An 18,056-nucleotide genomic window follows, 5' to 3' on the forward strand; every position below is an offset into this window, starting at 1 on the left:
CGCCCAACAACGGTACCTTTGGGGCTTCATCTCTCTACTCTACCACTCCGTGACTCGTTCGCGCTACGCCACCCTGCTGCATCCTCGCTTTCTGCTGGTGCTGTATTCCGTGCTCGTGCTGTTTGCCACCGCGCAGCAGTACCTCAAGCACACCATCAACAACTACTATATTTTCGTCAAGCCTTTCTTCAACCTGCTGGAAGGCCTGAACCTGTACCTGCCCTACCCGCAGTATTACGACGACACTTACAAGTACAGTCCCACTTTTGCGCTGGCCATGGGCCCACTGGCCCTGATGCCCGACTGGCTGGGACTGTTTATCTGGAATGCCGTGAATGCCGTGGTGCTGTTCACGGCGGCGCGGCGCCTGTTTCCGGATCAGCGTCGCACGGTGCTGTTTCTGTGGGTAATCGTGGTGGACGTGATGACCTCGCTGCAGAACAGCCAAAGCAACGCTTTGCTGGCTGGTCTGATGCTGTGGGTGTTTATCCACTTGGAGGACCGCCGCTGGGCTTGGGCGGGCCTGTGCGTGGCGCTGGCGTTTTTCATCAAGATTTACGGCATCGGTATCGGCCTGATTTTTCTGTTTTACCCCGGCTGGTGGCGCGGTGCGCTGTGGGGCATCCTCTTCGGCACGCTGCTGGCCTTCTCGCCGCTGCTGCTGGTGACGTGGCCGCAGTTTCTGGTGATTTACCAGGGCTGGTTCGACATCGTGCGTGAGTCGGCTACGGGCGTGCAGCTCTCGGTGATGGGCGTACTCGAAACCTGGTTTGGCCTCGATGTGCCCAAAGGCTGGATACAGGGCGCGGGCTTGCTCACGCTGCTGCTGCCATTGGTGCACTGGCGTAGCTGGGCCGAGGTAGACTACCGTCGGTTGTACGTGTCGGCCATCCTGATTTTTGTGGTCATCTTCAACCAGATGGCCGAGTCGCCTACTTTCCTCATTCCATCTGCCGGGTTTGCGCTCTGGTTTTTGCTGTACCGCCGCAGCGCGCCCACCGTGGCTTGGGTGCTACTGGCGCTAGTGGTGGTATTCACCTCGCTTTCCCCCACCGACATCTTTCCGGCGGCGGTACGCAACAACATTTTCTGGCCCTACAAAGTGAAGGCCGTGCCCATGATTCTGGCGTGGCTGGTTATCATGGCGCAGCTGCTGTTTTACCCGAGCTGGCGCACGCGCCTGCAGGCGTCGGCCGCGGCTACGCTAGCCGATGATGCGGAACCGGAGCTGATACCTGCTCCAGTGGTGCGGTAGTGAAAAATCAAGGGGACGCGGCTCGTTTAACTTGAGTTAGTAGAGCTGCGTCCCCTTGATTTTCCAACTCCGACTTTTTGCCCGAAGCAACTTTGACTTCGCAAGCACCTTCTGTTATCCCCTCCCGATTCTTTTCTGAGTTCTATGCGTACACCTTTACTCCGGTCGCTCGCAGGCGGCGTGCTTACCCTTTCTCTCAACTGCGCAACCCCGGCCCTGGCCCAAACGGCCACCGCTCCCAACCGCTTCGTAACCGATAGTCTCGATAGCTACATTCAGCGCGGCATGCGCCTGTGGCAGATTCCCGGCTTGGCGGTGACGGTGGTAAAAGACGGCCAAGTGGTAGTAAACAAAGGCTACGGCGTGCGCGCCGTGGGCAAGCCCGAGCCCGTGGATGCCAACACGCTGTTTCTGATTGCCTCGAATACCAAGCTGTTTACGGGCACAGCCCTGGCCAACCTGGAGCAAGAGAAGAAACTCTCGCTCAACGACAAGGCCACCAAGCACCTGCCGGATTTTCAGCTTTACGACCCCATCAGCACGCAGCTGACCACAGTGCGCGACCTACTGGGCCACCACCTTGGCACTAAGACTTTCCAGGGCGACTTTACTTTCTGGGATTCCAACCTCTCGCGCGAGGAAATCATCCGGCGCATGCGCCTGCTTAAGCCGAGCAACAACTTCCGCCAGGAGTACGGCTACTGCAACGCGGGCTTTCTGGCCGCCGGGCAGGTAATTCCGGCCGTAACGGGCGGTACCTTGTGGGAAAACTACGTGGAGCAGGCCCTGCTCAAGCCGCTGGGCATGTCGAACACCTACATGCTTACCAGCGGCTACGCGCAGCGCCCCAACATCGCCCTGCCCTACTCCAATTCTTTTGGCCCGCTCAGCTTGTTGCCCTTCGATCAGGTGGATAACCTCGGGCCGGCGGCCAGCATGGTGTCGAACGTGACGGACCTGGGCAAGTGGCTGCAGTTCCAATTGGACAGCGGCAAGGTGCAGGGCCAGCGCGTGATGCCCTGGGCCACCTTGCGCCGCACCCGCGACCCAATAACGGCCGTGTCGGCTCGCAAGTCGCCCATTCTGCCGGAGCACTTCCGCACCTACGGGCTGGGGGTGTTTGCCGCTGACTACAACGCCCGGCAGGTATTCTGGCACACCGGCGGCGCCAACGGCTTCGTGAGCAATACTTGCTTCGTGCCCGAGGAGCGTTTGGGCATTGCGGTGCTTACCAACCAAGACAACCAGAGCTTCTTCGAGGCGCTGCGCTATCAGCTGCTCGACGCTTACCTGGGCATGCCCTACGTCGACCGGAGTAAGCAGCTGTGGAAGTACGCGCACCAGAACCACGAGACGGTACGCAAGGACATCGAGCAGCTGAACGCCCGCGTGGCCAAGAAAACGAAGGCCGCCTTGCCGCTGAAAGCCTACGCCGGCCAGTACACGCACCCGCTGTACGGCCCTATTAGCATCGAGCAGAAAGGCAAGCAACTGCTGGTGCGCTTCGGCCACCACGACAAGCTCACGGCCACGCTGGACTACATGGACGGGCAGGAGTTTCGCACCCGCTATTCCAACCAGGCTTACGGCATTTACCCGGCCGCTTTCACGGTGGAAAATGGGCAGGTAAAAAGCGTAGAGCTGCGCGTGAACGACGGCATCGAGCAGGACCCGTACGTGTTCATCAAGGGGTGATTACCTTAATGTCATAAACCAAGAACCCAGTCGTGCTTATTGGCATCGACTGGGTTCTTGGTTTAGACCCGGTGCAGCTTTTATTCTTCAGTCACCGATTTAAGCACATATGCATGCTTCGATAAGCAATCTGTTTATCTCATGCACAGCGTGCGCCTCAACCTAAATTTACCTTAGCACTTCCCTCAGTCAGCAGCCCTATTGGTGCTTACTCGCGGAGCAGGCGCAAGGTGTGTTCACCGCAGCGCACCAGGTACACGCCGGCCGCCGCGCCGGGAGGCAGCACCAGCCGGGCCGTACCAGTGGCGTCGGCGCGGCTCGTCAGCACCACGCGGCCGGCCGCGTCCAACACCTGTACCGTGACGTGGGCCGGGGCGCCGCGCAGGGTGGCCGTGCCGCGGGTGGGGTTGGGCGAAAGCGTCAAGTGCGCAGCCGCTCTCCGGCTCGGGGCCGCGGCCAGGGGTATGCTGGGGCGGTAGATGCCGAAGAAGCCCATCACCTTGCTGCCGTCGCCGACGGTGGCGAAGTTTCCTCCGACGCACACGTCGCCGTTGCCCTTGACGGCCAATGCCCCAACGCCGCCGTTCAGGCTCGTGCCCACTGGGCTCCACGCTGAGCCGTCCCACTTGGCAATGCCGCGGGCCCCCACACCGCCGGCCGTGGTGAAGCTCCCCCCGGCGTACACGTCGCTGCCGCTTATGGTCAAGGCTGCTACGCCGCTGCTCATGCCGGTGCCCACTGAACTCCACGTTGAGCCGTCCCATTTGGCAATGTTGCTGGTCGCCACGCCACCAGCCGTGGCGAAGTGCCCTCCAACGTACACCTCGCCGCTGCTGCTCACGACCAGGGCATATACAGAATAATACCGCCTAGAGGTAAGAGATACACCTATGCCCGAGCCTAGCGCGCTCCACGTGGTGCCATCCCATTTGGCGACATAGTTGGCTGCCACGCTACCGGCCCCAGTGAAGTCCCCTCCGGCGTACACCTCCCCGCTACTGCTCACGGCCAGGGCCGTGACAGAAGAAACAGGCCGACTAGAGGTAGAAGATACACCTATGCCCGAGCCTAGCGCGCTCCACGTGGTGCCGTCCCATTTGGCGATGTTGCTGGCTGATACGCCGCCGGCCGTAGTGAAACTTCCCCCGGCGTACAGGTCGCTGCCGCTCACGGTCAACGCCCCAACGCCCCCGTTGAGGCCCGAGCCCAATAGACTCCAAGTTGAGCCGTCCCATTTAGCAATATGATAGGTGGTGGTTCCGCTAGAGTAGACGTGCCACGCGGCGTACACCTCGCCGTTGTCACCTACGGCCAAGGCATTAACAATCCCGTTTACATGCGAGCCTAACGCGCTCCACGTGGTGCCGTTCCATTTGGCGACATAGCCGGCTGCCACGCCACCGGCCCTGGTGAAGCCCCCTCCGGCGTACACCTCCCCGCTACTGCTCACGGCCAGGGTACGGACGTAATCGTTTAGGCCGGCACCCAGTGTGTTCCAGATTGAGCCGTCCCACTTGGCAATGTTGCCAATTGTTAAGCCGCCGGCCGCGAAGAATCTCCCTCCGGCGTACAATTCACCGTTGTTACCCACGGCGAAAGCATTAACAATCCCGTTTACAGGCGAGCCAAATGCGCTCCACGTAGTGCCGTTCCATTTGGCAGCATTGTGTGCACCGCCAGCCGCAGTAAACTCGCCTCCAGCATACACCTCGCCGTTGTTACCTACAGCTAAGGCATTAACTACACCCATTAGGGGGGCGCCCTGTGGAATCCAAGCCGAACCATCCCATTTGACAACAGAGCTGGTGTTGTAGCCATTTAACCCAACGTTTAAAAACCCGGTGTAGACCTCGCCGCTGCCGCTCACGGCCAAGCCACGGATGCCCCTGTCCATGCTTGAACCCAGCAGACTCCACACTGAGCCGTCCCATCTATAGATGCCGTTCCTGGAATTGAAGTTCAACCCAGCATACAGTTCGCCGCTGCCGCCCACGGCCAATGCCCCAACGTTGCCATTCAGGCCCGCTCCTAAGGGGCTCCACATTGAGCCGTCCCACTTAGCGATATTGCTGACGTTTATACCACCGGCAGATTGAAAATATCCCCCCACGTACATGTCGTCATTGCTGCTCACGGCCAAGGCAAGGACATTTCCGTTCACGCCCCTGCCTAAAGAGCTCCAAGCCGAACCGTCCCACTTGGCAATGCCGCGGGCCGCTACACCGCCGGCCGTGGTAAAACCTCCCGCAGCATACACCTCGCCGTTGCTGCGCACGGCTAAGGCATGAACTTGCGCGTCCATTCCTGAGCCCAGTGCGCTCCACGATGAGCCATTCCACTTGGCAATGTTGCGGGCCACTACGTCGCCTGCTGCGGTGAAGCGGCCTCCGATGTAAGTATCCGTTCCGCGCTGCACCACTGCAAATACTTCTCCATTGGTCCCCGGTATCCCGAAGCCGTCCTGCCACCGCTCGTCGCCGGCGCCGGTGGTGCCCACGGGCCGGAACGCGGGCTTACCTGTGGGGGTAGCCAGCATGCGGTAACCGCTAGGGTCGAACGAGCCAGCCAGGCCGGCTTTGAGCGTACCGTCGGGGTTGAGTGCTTCGGCCAGCGGCTGCCCTTTGGCAGCCGGGACTAGTGCTGGTTCCCCAGCGGGCGGAATAGCAGCCCAGGTTGGCGCTGATAGCAACAGGCAGAGCAGCAGGGTTCCAAACAAACGCGTCAACGGGGAAGCGCTGGCTAAGCAGGGTGTAGATGTGGGCATAGGCGAAACAGGAGAAAATGAATATGAAATAGAATGAATGAAAGTAGTCGACTAATTCTATATTAAATAAACTGCATGCCTTTTTTTCGCGGCCAGTGGGCTTCACATCCAGCGCACCACTGCTCGAACCAATGCCAACCGACATATCTCAGCATAAAAACACAAGACAAACCGGTCCCTGGATAGCCAGAAACCGGTTTGTCTTGTGTTTTACCGACTACCTATAATGCCCTATGGCACCACTACGCGGCTGGTGTAGCTCCCCGAAGCGGTAACCAAGCGCACTAAGTAAGTGCCTGATTGTAGTCCCTGCACAGCAACTGCACCCGTGGCGTCGGCGGCGAGGCGTTGGCTATGGACGCGTTTGCCCGTTAGCGTCAGCAGCTCCAACTGGGCGGCCTCCACTGGCTTGCCAGTGAAAGTGAAGCGCAGAATGCCATCGGTGAGGATGGTGGGGTACACGCTGAACGTAGCCGAGCCCCCCACGACGCGCGCAGGCGTGCTGGCCGGGGTGCTGCTGGCGGCTACACCGCGGCTAGCGGTAGCACAAGCGCCCAAGCGGCAGCCGTGTGCCAGGTGCGCCTGCACGGCATTGGCAGCTACGCTAATGACTTCGCCGTCGTGGCAGAGGGTGACTTTGTCGCCATGGGGGCCGCTGCGCACGTCCACTACGCTGATGGCGACGGTAGCCGTGGCGGAACAGCCAAAGGCGTTGGTAGCGGTGACGGTGAACGTGTAGTCGCCAGCCGTGGTGGGCGCAAATACCGGATTGGCCGCAGTGGCACTGCTCAGCCCGGCAGTTGGGCTCCAGCGGTACATAACGGGGCTGCTGGCGCCGGGGCTGGAAGCCGTCAGCGTAAGCGCCTGCGCACCGTAGCCCAGGAAGATGGTGTTGGCAGCTCCACCAGTGAAAGTATTGTCGGTACGGCTGACGGCAATAGCGGGAGCCGGGACTTCGCCCACCACGGTCACCACGGCTTTGGCCGAAGCCTGGTTGCCGCTTGGGTCCGTCACCGTCAGTATTACCTCGTTCAGGCCCAGATGGGCGCAGCTGAAGGTAGTACGGCTGAGCGTGCGCGAGGCAAGGCCGAAGGCGTCGCGGCTGCCGTTGTCGATGTCGGCAGCGGTGATGGTGGCGGTGCCGTTGGCCAGCGTCACGCTGATGTTCTGCACCCGCACGGTAGGCCGCACCGTGTCAGCAACCGAAAAGCTCCACACGTCGCCGGTGGCCGTTTCGCCGTCGCGTACGGCATCGACGCGCCAGAAGTGGGTGCCAAGCTGTGGCACCGTAGCCGTGAAGCTCGGGCTGCTGAGGCCGGTGGCTACTGGCGCAAGGTTGGCAGCGGAGGTGCCCACGAGCACGTTGTAGGTTTGGGCCGCACCCGTCCAGGTCAGCGGTACGGCGCCGTAGCCGATGCCCGTAGCACCGTCGGCCGGCGTGGGATTGGCAGCTTTGCTTACCAGTGGTGAACCAGCAATCAGCGAAGCAATTTCTCCCGAACCCAGCGCGTAGTTGTACAGGCGCACGTCGTCGAGCTGGTCGCGGTAGGGCTTGTTTTCGGTTGAGTTGCCGATGAGCAGCGGGTCGGCCTTGCCAATGGTGAGCGTGGTGTAGGCCTTGGAGGCTACCAGCGTACCGTTGAGGTAGAGCTTCAGCGTCTTCGTCTCTACCTCGCGCACGGCCACGATGTGCTGCCACTGATTCGTGAACAGGTTATTGGGCGCGGCCGATACACGGAAGGCCACATCGTTTTTGGTGATGCCGTCGTCGATGGCGAAGGTCAGCACACCGTCGCGCAGTTGCAGGCCGTACCACTTGCCGGTGTTGGCTTCGAAGGTGCCCTTGTGCACGAGGTAGGTGTCGCGGCTGCCCGACGAAGTGTAGGTATTCGCCGGAATCTTGGCCCACAGCGCAATGCTGAAGGAGTTCTGATCGAAGAGCAGCTGACTGGCATTGGGTACCACGATGGCGCCGTTGCTGGCGCTGGTCGGGCCGAAGAGCAGAGCCGTACCGAACTTACCGTCGGGCGGCGTGAGCTGGCTGGTCCACTGACTAGTGCCGAGGCCGCGCAACGTGCCGTGTTGGGCGTAGTTGCTGTGGTCGTGCGCCAGGAGGCCCGAGGTTTCGTCCAGCTTGTAGTGTGCCACCAGGCCCTTGGGGTTGCCGGTCCGGAACGACCACGTTTCGCCCACGGTGGTACCCAGGGTATTCACGGCATCGACGCGGTAGAAGTAAGTTGAGTTAGCCGTGAGGTTTTCGAAGGTGTAAGCGGCATCGGCCAGGCTCACATCGGCCGCGTAGCTCAGGCTGTTGGCGGCGGTACCTAGGTATAGCTTGTACACATCGGTCTGAAAGCCACCTTGCCAGCCGGTGCGTACGCCATCGAAGCCTTCCACCACCATGTTGGGCGCCAGCGAAGGATTATAAGCCTGCAAAGGCAGCGGACCGGAGTGACGCAGCCGGGTGATGTCCTGGGCCGACAAGACGTAGTTGAATACTTTCAGCTCGTCGAGCTGGCCGGTGTAAGGCGCCGGAGCATTGGCCGTGGAGGCAAACTCCAGCTCACCGATGTTGCCGATGATGAGGGCGCTGGTTTCGCCGATGCCCTCGGCCTTGGTGGTAATTTCCTTTATCAACGAGCCGTTCAGGTACAGCAACAGCTTCTTACCGGGCACGTCCCGAATGGCCACTACGTGCACCCACTGGCCGGAATAAAACACCGTGCCGTCGGTTTGCAGCTCGTCTTTGTTCACGTCGTCGTCGATAGCGAAGCGCAGCTGCCGGTTCTTGAACTCGATGTCGAAGCGCTTGCCGGTAGCACCGGTAGCGGCATTGCGGGTGATGGAGCCTTTGCAGAGCAGGTAGGCGCTTTCGTTGTTGGTTTGTGGCAGCGTGCGCGGGTCGGCCTTCATCCAAAAGGCCAACGAGAAGGAGTTGCGGTCGAGGTACAGCTGGTCCTCGTGCGGAACGCGCACCACGTAGCGCGAAGGGTCGGCGGTGGCGAAGTCCAGGGCGCCGTTGACTTTGCCCGGCACGCGGATGCTCTGGTCATCGTCGTCGAGGCCGAGCACGCCGTGGTTCTGGTAGCTCGATTGATCCAAGATCTGCAGCCCGTCGGCCTGCGTTTCATCAAAACCCCAGTGACCTACCAGCTGCGGTACTACCGAGCCCGTGGTGCGGAACGACCACACCGGGCCGTCGGTGACGCCTTTGTTGTTTACCGCGTCGATGCGCCAGTAGTAGGTGGTATTTTCCGTCAGCCCGCTGATGGAGTAAGCCGGCGCGGCCGCGTAGGGCAGATCGGTTCGCTTGGTCAGGCCGGTAGGCGAAGTGCCGAAGTACACGCTGTAGGTGGTGGTATTGGCACTGCCGGTCCACTTCAGCTGCAGGCTACCGTTGGTGAGGTCGGCGTACTGCTGCCCGTTGTTTGGTGTGGGCGTGGCTGGTTCGCCCGGTGCCGAGGGCAGCGCGGGCGTCTTCACCAGGGCTACCGTGCTGTAAGCCGATTGCTCCGTCGGCGTCACGGCTTTCAGCCGGTAGTGGTAGGTGGTATTTGGCAGCAGCCCCGCATCGGTATAGGTGGTAGCATTGGCGGCGGGCTGCGCAATGGCGGCGTACGTGACGCCATCGGTGGAGCGCTCCAGCACGAAGTGCGTTTCGCTGGTAGCATTATCGGTCCAGCTCAGCACTACTTCGCTGGCTGGCGCAGGTAGCTCGGCCGAGGTGGCCTGCAGCTGCACGTTGGTCGGCGGCTTCACGTAAGCCGAGGCGGGCGTTTTGATCAGCGAGTTGACGTACACTTCCACGTTCAGGTACTGCGGCTGCGCGGTGCTGAAGACCACAGCATCGGCAGCGTTCTGCTTGTTCAGGCCGTGGCTGTCTTCCCAGGCATCGGGCATGCCGTCGCGGTCCGAATCGAGCGGGGCGGGTGCACCAAATACCTCGCCCAGACCACCGTTGGCAAGGGGCAGGTCCCACTCGTTGTACACGTAGTGGCCGCGGGTGCCTTTAGAGCGCACCTCATCCACCATCAGGCCATCGACTTCATCGCGGCGGGGGTAGCAGGCGCCTACGCTATCAATTACGTGCTGGTAGGCCTGCGCGGCCGTCATGCGCGGCTGCGCGGCCGGGTAGGCGAAGGGCTGCGGGCGGAAGCCGGCCGCCGCAATGCCGGGGTAGCCCAGCGTGTCGTAGGGCACGAGCGTGCCGTTCAGCTGCCCGTCGCGGTTGTTGTCGAAGTAGTTGCCGGCGCCGTGGAGGAAAAACGTGCCGGTACCGCGCGAAAACGGCGTGCGGATGGTGGGCGTGGTCAGTGGCCCGCCCACGAAGTAGTTGTTGATGATGTTGACTTCCGACACGCCCGACGAGCCGCCCATGATGTAGGCATCGGCCGACCAGCCGTAGTTCATCTGGTCGCCCAGGCGGTTGCCGTTGCCCCAGTTGTACACCACGTTGTTCACGAACTCGTTGATGCCCTTCACCTTGGGGTTGCGGGTCTTGTTGCTGATGTACAGGTTTTGCAACAAGCTCACCTTGCCGCCGTCGGGCGTCTGAATCAGGCCGCCGGCCGAGTGGTTCACGCGGTGCAGGCCCTGCCCGATGATGGAGTTCTGGATGGTGATGTTGTCGGGCGCGGTGCCTTTGCCGTCCCAGTTGATGCTGAACACCTCGTCCATGCCCCAGGTAAAGGACATGTGGTCGAGGATGATGTTGGAGCCTTGTGAAAGGCCCGAGGCATCGTTGCCCTGGTTGTTGGTGGCCCCAAGGCGGATGCGCAGAAAGCGCGCAATGGTGTTGCTGGCCCCGGTGAACGTCACACGCTTGTTGAAGAGCACGATGCCGTCGCCGGGCGCGGTTTGGCCGGCAATGGTCACGTTGGGCGCCACCTGCACATTGCTCTGCAGCCGGATGATGCCGCCCACCGCAAAGGTTACTACGCGGCCCGGCTGGCTCACCGCGTCGCGGAAGGAGCCGGGGCCGGCGTCGTTCAGATTGGTCACTACGTAGACTTGCCGGTTGGCCACGCCGCGGGCACCGGTAGCGAAGCGCCCAAAGCCGCCCGCGCCGGGAAAGGCCAACGTTTGGGCTTCGGCCGCTAGGCCGGAAATAAAATGAAGCGAAGCCACGGCCCCGACGGCCAGACTTCGCTTCAGCGTTGGGAAAATCAATTGGGTAATTGTTTTCATATGGCTTGGGTTTGGTGGTGGGCAGCGGAAAGGAAGTGCTAGCGGAAGTAGCCGGATTACTTGCGCTTTATTTTTATAGCTGATTATGAATTGGATAAACACCCGCCACCAACCGCAGCAGGTAGGGCAATAGTATCGGCTTGGGTAGGAGCATCCCTCCTGCACTATCCTGCACAAAGCGAATAAGTAGCCGCCTCGTGCAAAACTTTGGCGGAGTACACTCCAACCGCGTTTTAGTACTTTTCAAACCCCGACTTACTGTCGGGTTTAACCGAGCCAGTGGATGGCAGAAACCATTCTGACCAGCTCTTCGACTGCTCAGGGCATTGGCTAGGAAGCAGGAGACTACCCTAAAGTGCCGACCGTTAAGCGCTGAAGCCGGAAGCCATCTTCGCTTTATCACCTAACCGGCGCTCAACACCTGTATTCGGATAAGGACTGCTTGGAAGCGGCTGCAACGGGCCTGCTTGTGAGAAGGGTTGTGTGCCCTGTGCACCCTGCGGCGGAGGTTCTGGACCAAATCGAGCTAGCCAGATTGTGGTCTGCTAGCGTCGGCCGTGGTGGTAATACCCTGCGTATAGGCAAATAAACCTCCTCCGTGCATGGCCTACTACCGCCCCTATCACCCGCCCGCCGACCCCAACCTAGTACGTCAGCTCACCGAGCAGCAAAACGAAATGCGCGAGCGGCAGCGGCTGGAGCCCCTCGCCGCGCCGCCCAAGCTCATTGCCGGCCTGGATTCGTCGTTTCCGACGGAGGACACCATCCTATCGGTGATAGTGGTGCTGAAGTATCCCGAGCTGGAGCTGGTGGAGAAGGTGTACAACTACGGGCCCGTAGACATGCCTTACGTGCCGGGCTTCCTTTCCTTCCGCGAAGCGCCCAACCTCATTCACGCCTTCGCCAAGCTGCAGCACCACCCCGATGTGCTGATGGTGGATGGCCACGGCTACGCCCACCCGCGCCGCATGGGCATCGCGGCGCACATCGGCATTTTGCTCGACAAGCCCAGCTTCGGCGTGGCCAAGCAAGTACTGACGGGCCAGCACCCGGAGCCGCCGCTGGAAGCGGGCTGCACCGTGCCGCTCACCGACAAGAAAACGGGCGAATTGCTGGCAGAAGTACTGCGCACGAAGGACCGCGTAAAACCGGTGTTTGTCAGCCCCGGGCACCGCATAGACCAAGCCTCGGCTACTGAACTAGCTTGGCGCTGCACCCGCGGCTACAAGCTGCCGGAGCCTACCCGGCTAGCCGATCATTGGGCCGAGCAATTCAAGAAGGAAGTACGCTAGCTGCACTCAACGTATGATTTAAAATGGGGCCCAGCGGCCCCGTTTTTGTTTAAGCCGGGCACCGAAAAATAATTTGGGTGGCCTGTAACCTTTCCCAATTAGCCAGGTTTCCACCGCCGCATTCCACCAGCACCCACAACCTCAGCGCCCTGATAATCCTACCGGCCAAGACGTGTCCTGACTAATGGCCCAAGCACTGCCTACCACCTCACCGCATGACGATGCGGATGGCCTCAAGGCAGCCCTGGAAAGCCAACTACAGACCTAGCTTCTTTCTTGCCCACTCCCGCTGCCGTGCCAATCGCCTCTTAAGCTAATCACGGCAGTTTTGCCCCGTATCCATCCTTGATTAAGCGCAGCTCTGGCTGCTGCCAGCCACTGCTTTGCCCGATCAATTCGGCTTCGTGCGCCGCTACCAAAACGCTTATCGAACTCCTTTCGCTATGTCTCGGACTTTTACACCGCGCTTTGCTTTTCTGCTTTTGTGTTTGGTGACCCTGGCGCGGTTGGGCGCCGCTCAATCTGCCCCCGCTAGTGCAGCTACTGTGGCCGCCACGCTGGCGCCCAAGCGGCAGTTGCAGGCCGTACGCATCACCGAAGCCATTAAACTGGATGGCGTACTCAACGAAGCCATCTGGCAGCAGGCCCCGGTGGCTACCGATTTTATTCAGCAGCGGCCCAACCCCGGCGTGCCGGAAAAGCAGCGAACCGAGGTGCGCGTGCTCTACGACGACGCCAATCTGTACATCGGGGCCGTGATGCACGACGTATCGCCGGATTCTATTCTGCGCGAAATGACGCAGCGCGACCAGTTCGGCAACACGGACATCTTTTCGGTATTTCTGGACACCTACAACGACCGGCTCAACGGCTACAACTTTACTGTGACGCCCTCCGGCGTGCAGCTGGATGCCCGCTACTCGCCCGCCGTGGGCGAAGACTGGAACTGGAACGCCGTGTGGGACTCGCGCACCAGCATTCAGGGCACCGATTGGGTGGCCGAAATACGCATTCCGTACTCCGCCATTCGCTTCGCCAACGCGCCGGAGCAGCTTTGGGGGCTGAACTTTGCCCGCCAGCGCAAGCGCGACAACGCGCAGTTTATGTGGAACGAAGTGAAGCCGGCCGTCAACGGCTTCGTGAACCAGTGGGGCGTGCTCACCGGCGTGCGCGACATCAAGCCGCCGCTACGCCTCTCGCTCACGCCCTACATTTCGGGCTACGTAAACGACAACCCGCTGAACGCCGAAGGCACGCGGCGAACCACCACCTCTTTCAACGGCGGGGCCGATGTGAAGTGGGGCATCAACGAGAGCTTTACTCTCGACGCGACACTCGTGCCCGACTTCGGCCAGGTACAGAGCGACAACCAAGTATTGAACCTCTCGCCTTTTGAGGTGCAGTTTGCCGAAAACCGGCCCTTTTTTACTGAAGGCACCGAGCTGTTCAACAAGGGCAACCTCTTTTACTCCCGCCGCGTGGGCGCCACGCCCATAGGCTTCTACGATGTGGCGGCAGGCGATAAGGAGCGCATCGTGCGCAACCCCGCCGAAACGCGCCTGCTGAACGCCACCAAGATATCGGGCCGCACCGCCAAAGGTCTAGGCTTGGGCTTGTTCAACGCCCTGAGCAACGACGTATACGCCACCATCCGCAACGAGGAAACCGGCGAGGAGCGCGAAGTGCTGACGCAACCCTTCTCGAACTACAACATCGTGGTGCTGGATCAGTCGCTGAAAAACAACTCGTACGTGTCGCTGATCAATACCAACGTGACGCGTTGGGGCCAGACTTACGATGCGAACGTGACCGGCGGCTTGTTCAGCTTCAACAACAAAACCAACAAATACGCCGTGGACGGCAGCGTGGTGTACTCGCGCCGCCGCGGTACCGCCTTCGGCTCCGATACCCCCATCAGCGACCGGGACGGCTACAAATACACCGTGGGCGTGGGCAAAATCAGCGGGGCCTTTACCTGGGGCATCAACCACGGCATCGAGTCGGATACCTACAACCCCAATGACCTGGGCATTCTGTTCGGCAACAACAACATCTCGCAGTGGATGTATGCGGCCTACCGCATTTACAAGCCGTTTTGGAAGGTCAACAACCTGAACGTGTTTGGCGAGGTCAACCACAGCCTGCTCTACCGTCCCACGCGCTACCAGCGCACGGGCTTCTACCTCGGCGGCAACACCACCTTTACCAAGAACTTCATGCTGGTGGGCTTCGATCTGAACATCGACCCCACCAACCAAAACTTCTTTGAGCCGCGCCAGTTCCCCTTGGGCGAGTATTTCGTTCGGGTGCCCGGCAGCACCAGCCTGGTGTTATTTTCGAACATGGACTCGCGCAAGAAATTCCAGCTGAACTGGAACGTGGGCAGCCGCCAATACGCCCAGGATGAGCGCCTGCCGCGCGAACGGCGCCAGAGCTTCCGGTTCGGAATGTACCCGCGCTACCGCGTCAATAACCGCCTCACCTTCCGCTACAACATCGACTGGAGCCTCGACCAGAACCAGATCGGGTACGTCAACGGGGGGATGCGGCGCGGCGAGGTGCTGGACCAGCCCTTCATGGGCCAGGTAGTTCTGGGCCGCCGCGACGTGGCCACGGTGGCTAACGTGGTATCGGTGGCTTACACCTTCACCAACCGCATGTCGTTTACGCTGCGCACCCGCCATTACACCAGCAGCGTGCGCTACAAGGACTTTGCCTGCCTCAGCCCCGGCGGCCACGAAGAGCTCATCGACTACCGCCGCAACCGCGACAATACCTACAACGCCTTCAACGTGGACGCGGTGTACTCTTGGTGGTTTGCGCCCGGCTCGCAGGTGAGCATCGTGTGGAAAAACGCCGGCACCAACCTGCTCGAAGCCAACGAAGCCACGCCGCTGTACTTCGACAACCTAAACAACACCATCAATACGCCGCACAACAACTCGGTCTCGATCAAGGTGCTGTATTTTTTGGATTACCTGATGCTGAAGCGGCACAAGTAAGGCCTTACTCCCGGGCATATGGCTGACGTTTTCAACTGATCCGACGTCCTGCTTGATATGAGGTCTGCTGGTCGAAGCCGCTCTACCGAAACCCTTGCCCACAGGCCCCTCTCCAACGGAAAGGAAAGGGAGCCAAGCGAAGCAGGACACGTCTAGAATCCGACCACTGCTTAGCTCTTCAAGCAGAGGCATTTATAAGAACAATTTTGCCAGCATGCCAAGCACCACAAGCCCGAACAGAGCGCTTGCTGCCATTCTAACCTTTTCTCGCCGCCGCAGCTTTGCTACATAAGCTCGCACCTCACCTTCCGGCAACCAGTAACCCCGCCAGCTATTTTCAGGACTGGATAGCGCCCACACTTCTTGGCAGACGGTGCACCGAAAGTATTGCTCTGGCAGATCGATAGAGCGATGCGGCTCCTTCTCCACCAGGGTTAGTTGCCCACTGTGTGCCTTAGCCGATAGCAGCTCTTCAAAGTGCTGAAAGTGTAGATAAGTCGGAAAGCGTCTGATGCCTTTGACAAAGCAGGCCTCACACATGCTCGAAAAAGGTAATTAAGGCCGCTTGTAGCTTTTCTAACGATTCTCCTGCCTCTTCCGGCAGCAGCAGCAGCCGGGCCACCGTCTCGTACACCGGCTGCGGGCTGGTAGCAGCGCCCATAATACCGCGGTCGAGGGGCTTTTGCTGGGACTTGCTGAGTTTACGGCCGTCGGGGCCGGGCAGCAGCGGGTGGTGCAGAAACTGCACGTGCGGGGTGCTGAAGGCAGCGGTTTCGGGGAGCTGCTGCGCCAGCCAGAGCTGGGCTGAAGTGCTGGGTAGCAAATCCATCCCGCGCACAATGAGCGTGGTACCGAGGCGCAGATCATCGGCAATGGAGGCCAGCTGATACGCTACAACGGAGTTTTTCTTGCGCAGCACAAAATCTGGCATGGCGCGGTCCAGCTCCAGTTCCACGGGCCCCTGCCAGGCATCATCGAAAGAGATGTGCGTACCCGGCGACACCACGGCCCGCCAGGCTACGCCTGGTTTGTCCAAGTCAGCGGGCACTTCAATGTGCTGGGTGCGGCTGCGGGTGCTGGCGTGCAAGAGGCCAGGCCGCAGGCGCAGGCGACGCAGCAGGTAGTTGTATTTGGGAAGTTGCAGCAGTTGGGAGTGGTGGCGCAGGAAATCGTCGGGCCCGCTGGGGCCGTGGTCGTAATCGAGGCCCAGCCACTCAATGGTGCGGAAGATGTTTTCCAGGTACGGGCGGCGCAGGCGGTTGCGGTCGAGGTCGTCGATGCGCAGGTGCAGGGTACCGCCACTGCGACGCACCAGCAGCCAGGTCAGCACAAAATTGACTGCGTTGCCGAGGTGCAGGTAGCCGCTGGGCGTAGGCGCCAAACGCGACACCACGGGGCCAGCCGCCAATCGGGAAAGTAGGTCTGCAGGGGGAGCAACCAGATTCATCCCCCAAACATAGGGCTTGGTGCAAAGACGCAACACTTAGCGCCTCGGCGTTAAACTGTTCGTCAGATCCTAGACCACATCAGCAATAACGAGACGCAAATACGCGTCCGTCATGCACGGCTACTCTTCCGCCGTGTTCTTCAGCTTGCTGAGCAAACTATACGCTCCTTCCGTCACTACCAGAGCATCGGCCCCGACGGTAGACGGGAGTACCACTGGCACCTGCCCATTCTCTACGGCTCCAGCCCGGCGCACTTCCACCATGCGGTAGCGCGGCTGCCCGGCCGTCGGCTGCACAAAAATGTAGCTTTTGCCCTCGTAATCTACCACGGCTGCCTCGGGCAGCGTGGGCACTTGCGCCGCCGTGGTGGCGGCCCCCGTTTCGATGGTGGCGCGCACAAACATGCCCGGCAGCAGACGCGGGTTGTTTTCATCGTCGGGGTGAGCGTGCACGCTGATGGTGCGGGCCTGCGCATCCACGGCCCGGCTGACGAGCGTGATATGGCCCGTATGCTCGCCGCCCGCCGAATCAGATGCCAGCGTGAAACGCAGACGCTGCCCTATTTTCACTTGCGGCGCGTCCTTCTCAAACACAGTCAGCTCTACGTGCAGGTGCGTCGGGTCGACTAACTCAGCAACGGGGTCGGTGGCGGCTACCGTCTGGCCTGGCGTAGCGTGTACTTCACGAACAAAGCCGGTAATGGGCGCACGCAGCTCGGCGGTACTGACCATGGCACCGGTGGCGCGCACGGGCAGACCGGCGAGGCGCAGACGCGCGGCCAGCGCCTCGCGCTGTGCTTGCAGGCTGCGGTATTCAGCTTGGGCGCGTTGGAAGTTTTTGGCTGGTGCCACTTCTTCCCTTACCAATTCCTGCTGCCGCTCCATTTCGGTACGGGCGTATTCCAGCTGGCTGAGCACTTGGCGGTAATCCTGCTGTACCTGGATAAACTCCGGGTTGCGAACCACGGCCACGGCCTCACCCTTTTTCACCCGTGCCCCCGGCAACAAAGGCATCCGCTCAAGGTAGCCGCCCAACGGTGCACTCACGGTCACGAGGCTTTGCGGCGGCGCTTCCAAGGACCCATTGACGCGTAAGGTGCCCCCCGCCGACTGGTAGCGCACTGCTCCGGTGCGCACACCGGCCACGCGCTGCTCGTCGGCACTGAGCTGCACCTCATTGTCGACCACAGGCACTTCCGCCGCCACTTCTTTGGTCGACTCGGCTGGAGAGGAATTGCAAGCTGACAGCAGCGGCAGCAACGTCAGGGCCAGCAGGTATTTGATGGATGAAGAAAGAAAGTGGGGCATGAGTTGGTAAGCGGCGTTGACGGCGTGTAGCCCGGGGCTACACCAATCTTTGTTTTAGTCCGCGTTTGTCTGAACGTTTGAGAGCGACTATCGATAACCCAAGGTT

At 60.7% G+C, this 18,056-nt stretch carries 8 protein-coding genes; 4 read left to right on the forward strand and 4 right to left on the reverse strand.

Annotated elements, in window-relative coordinates; translation table 11 throughout:
* Positions 1-49 precede the first annotated feature (49 nt).
* Together AC5FXY_RS06165 and AC5FXY_RS06170 are read left to right on the forward strand one after the other, a co-directional pair.
* The gene (locus AC5FXY_RS06165; protein ID WP_493555768.1) at positions 50-1,255 is read left to right on the forward strand and encodes a glycosyltransferase family 87 protein; all 1,206 of its coding nucleotides are present in this window, start codon (positions 50-52) and stop codon (positions 1,253-1,255) included.
* A 144-nt stretch (positions 1,256-1,399) separates the two neighbouring features.
* Entirely contained in the window at positions 1,400-2,950 is a 1,551-nt protein-coding gene (locus AC5FXY_RS06170) for a serine hydrolase (RefSeq protein WP_493555769.1), read from the forward strand.
* Between the two features lie 208 nt (positions 2,951-3,158).
* Here the strand turns inward: AC5FXY_RS06170 and AC5FXY_RS06175 are convergent, their stop codons facing one another.
* A complete protein-coding gene (locus tag AC5FXY_RS06175; protein WP_493555770.1) occupies positions 3,159-5,714 on the reverse strand; it encodes a hypothetical protein in 2,556 nt (851 codons plus the stop codon).
* A 231-nt stretch (positions 5,715-5,945) separates the two neighbouring features.
* Positions 5,946-10,901: a LamG-like jellyroll fold domain-containing protein gene (locus tag AC5FXY_RS06180; protein ID WP_493555771.1), complete on the reverse strand. Its 4,956-nt coding sequence runs from the start codon at positions 10,899-10,901 to the stop codon at positions 5,946-5,948.
* A gap of 602 nt (positions 10,902-11,503) precedes the next feature.
* On the opposite strand from AC5FXY_RS06180, the gene nfi reads away from it, so the two are divergent.
* Positions 11,504-12,193 (forward strand): deoxyribonuclease V, encoded by a 690-nt coding sequence (nfi, locus tag AC5FXY_RS06185; protein WP_493555772.1) that lies wholly within the window; start codon positions 11,504-11,506, stop codon positions 12,191-12,193.
* Positions 12,194-12,636: 443 nt separating this feature from the next.
* Positions 12,637-15,195: a DUF5916 domain-containing protein gene (locus AC5FXY_RS06190; protein ID WP_493555773.1), complete on the forward strand. Its 2,559-nt coding sequence runs from the start codon at positions 12,637-12,639 to the stop codon at positions 15,193-15,195.
* A 532-nt stretch (positions 15,196-15,727) separates the two neighbouring features.
* On the opposite strand, the gene AC5FXY_RS06195 is transcribed toward AC5FXY_RS06190, so the two are convergent.
* On the reverse strand, positions 15,728-16,603 hold the full coding sequence (locus AC5FXY_RS06195) for a glutamate--tRNA ligase family protein (protein ID WP_493555774.1): 876 nt from the start codon (positions 16,601-16,603) through the stop codon (positions 15,728-15,730).
* 159 nt (positions 16,604-16,762) lie between these two features.
* Complete coding sequence (locus tag AC5FXY_RS06200; protein ID WP_493555775.1) at positions 16,763-17,950, reverse strand: efflux RND transporter periplasmic adaptor subunit; 1,188 nt, start codon at positions 17,948-17,950, stop codon at positions 16,763-16,765.
* Positions 17,951-18,056: the final 106 nt, after the last annotated feature.

The sequence above is a fragment of the Hymenobacter sp. FMD4 genome (assembly GCF_058932745.1).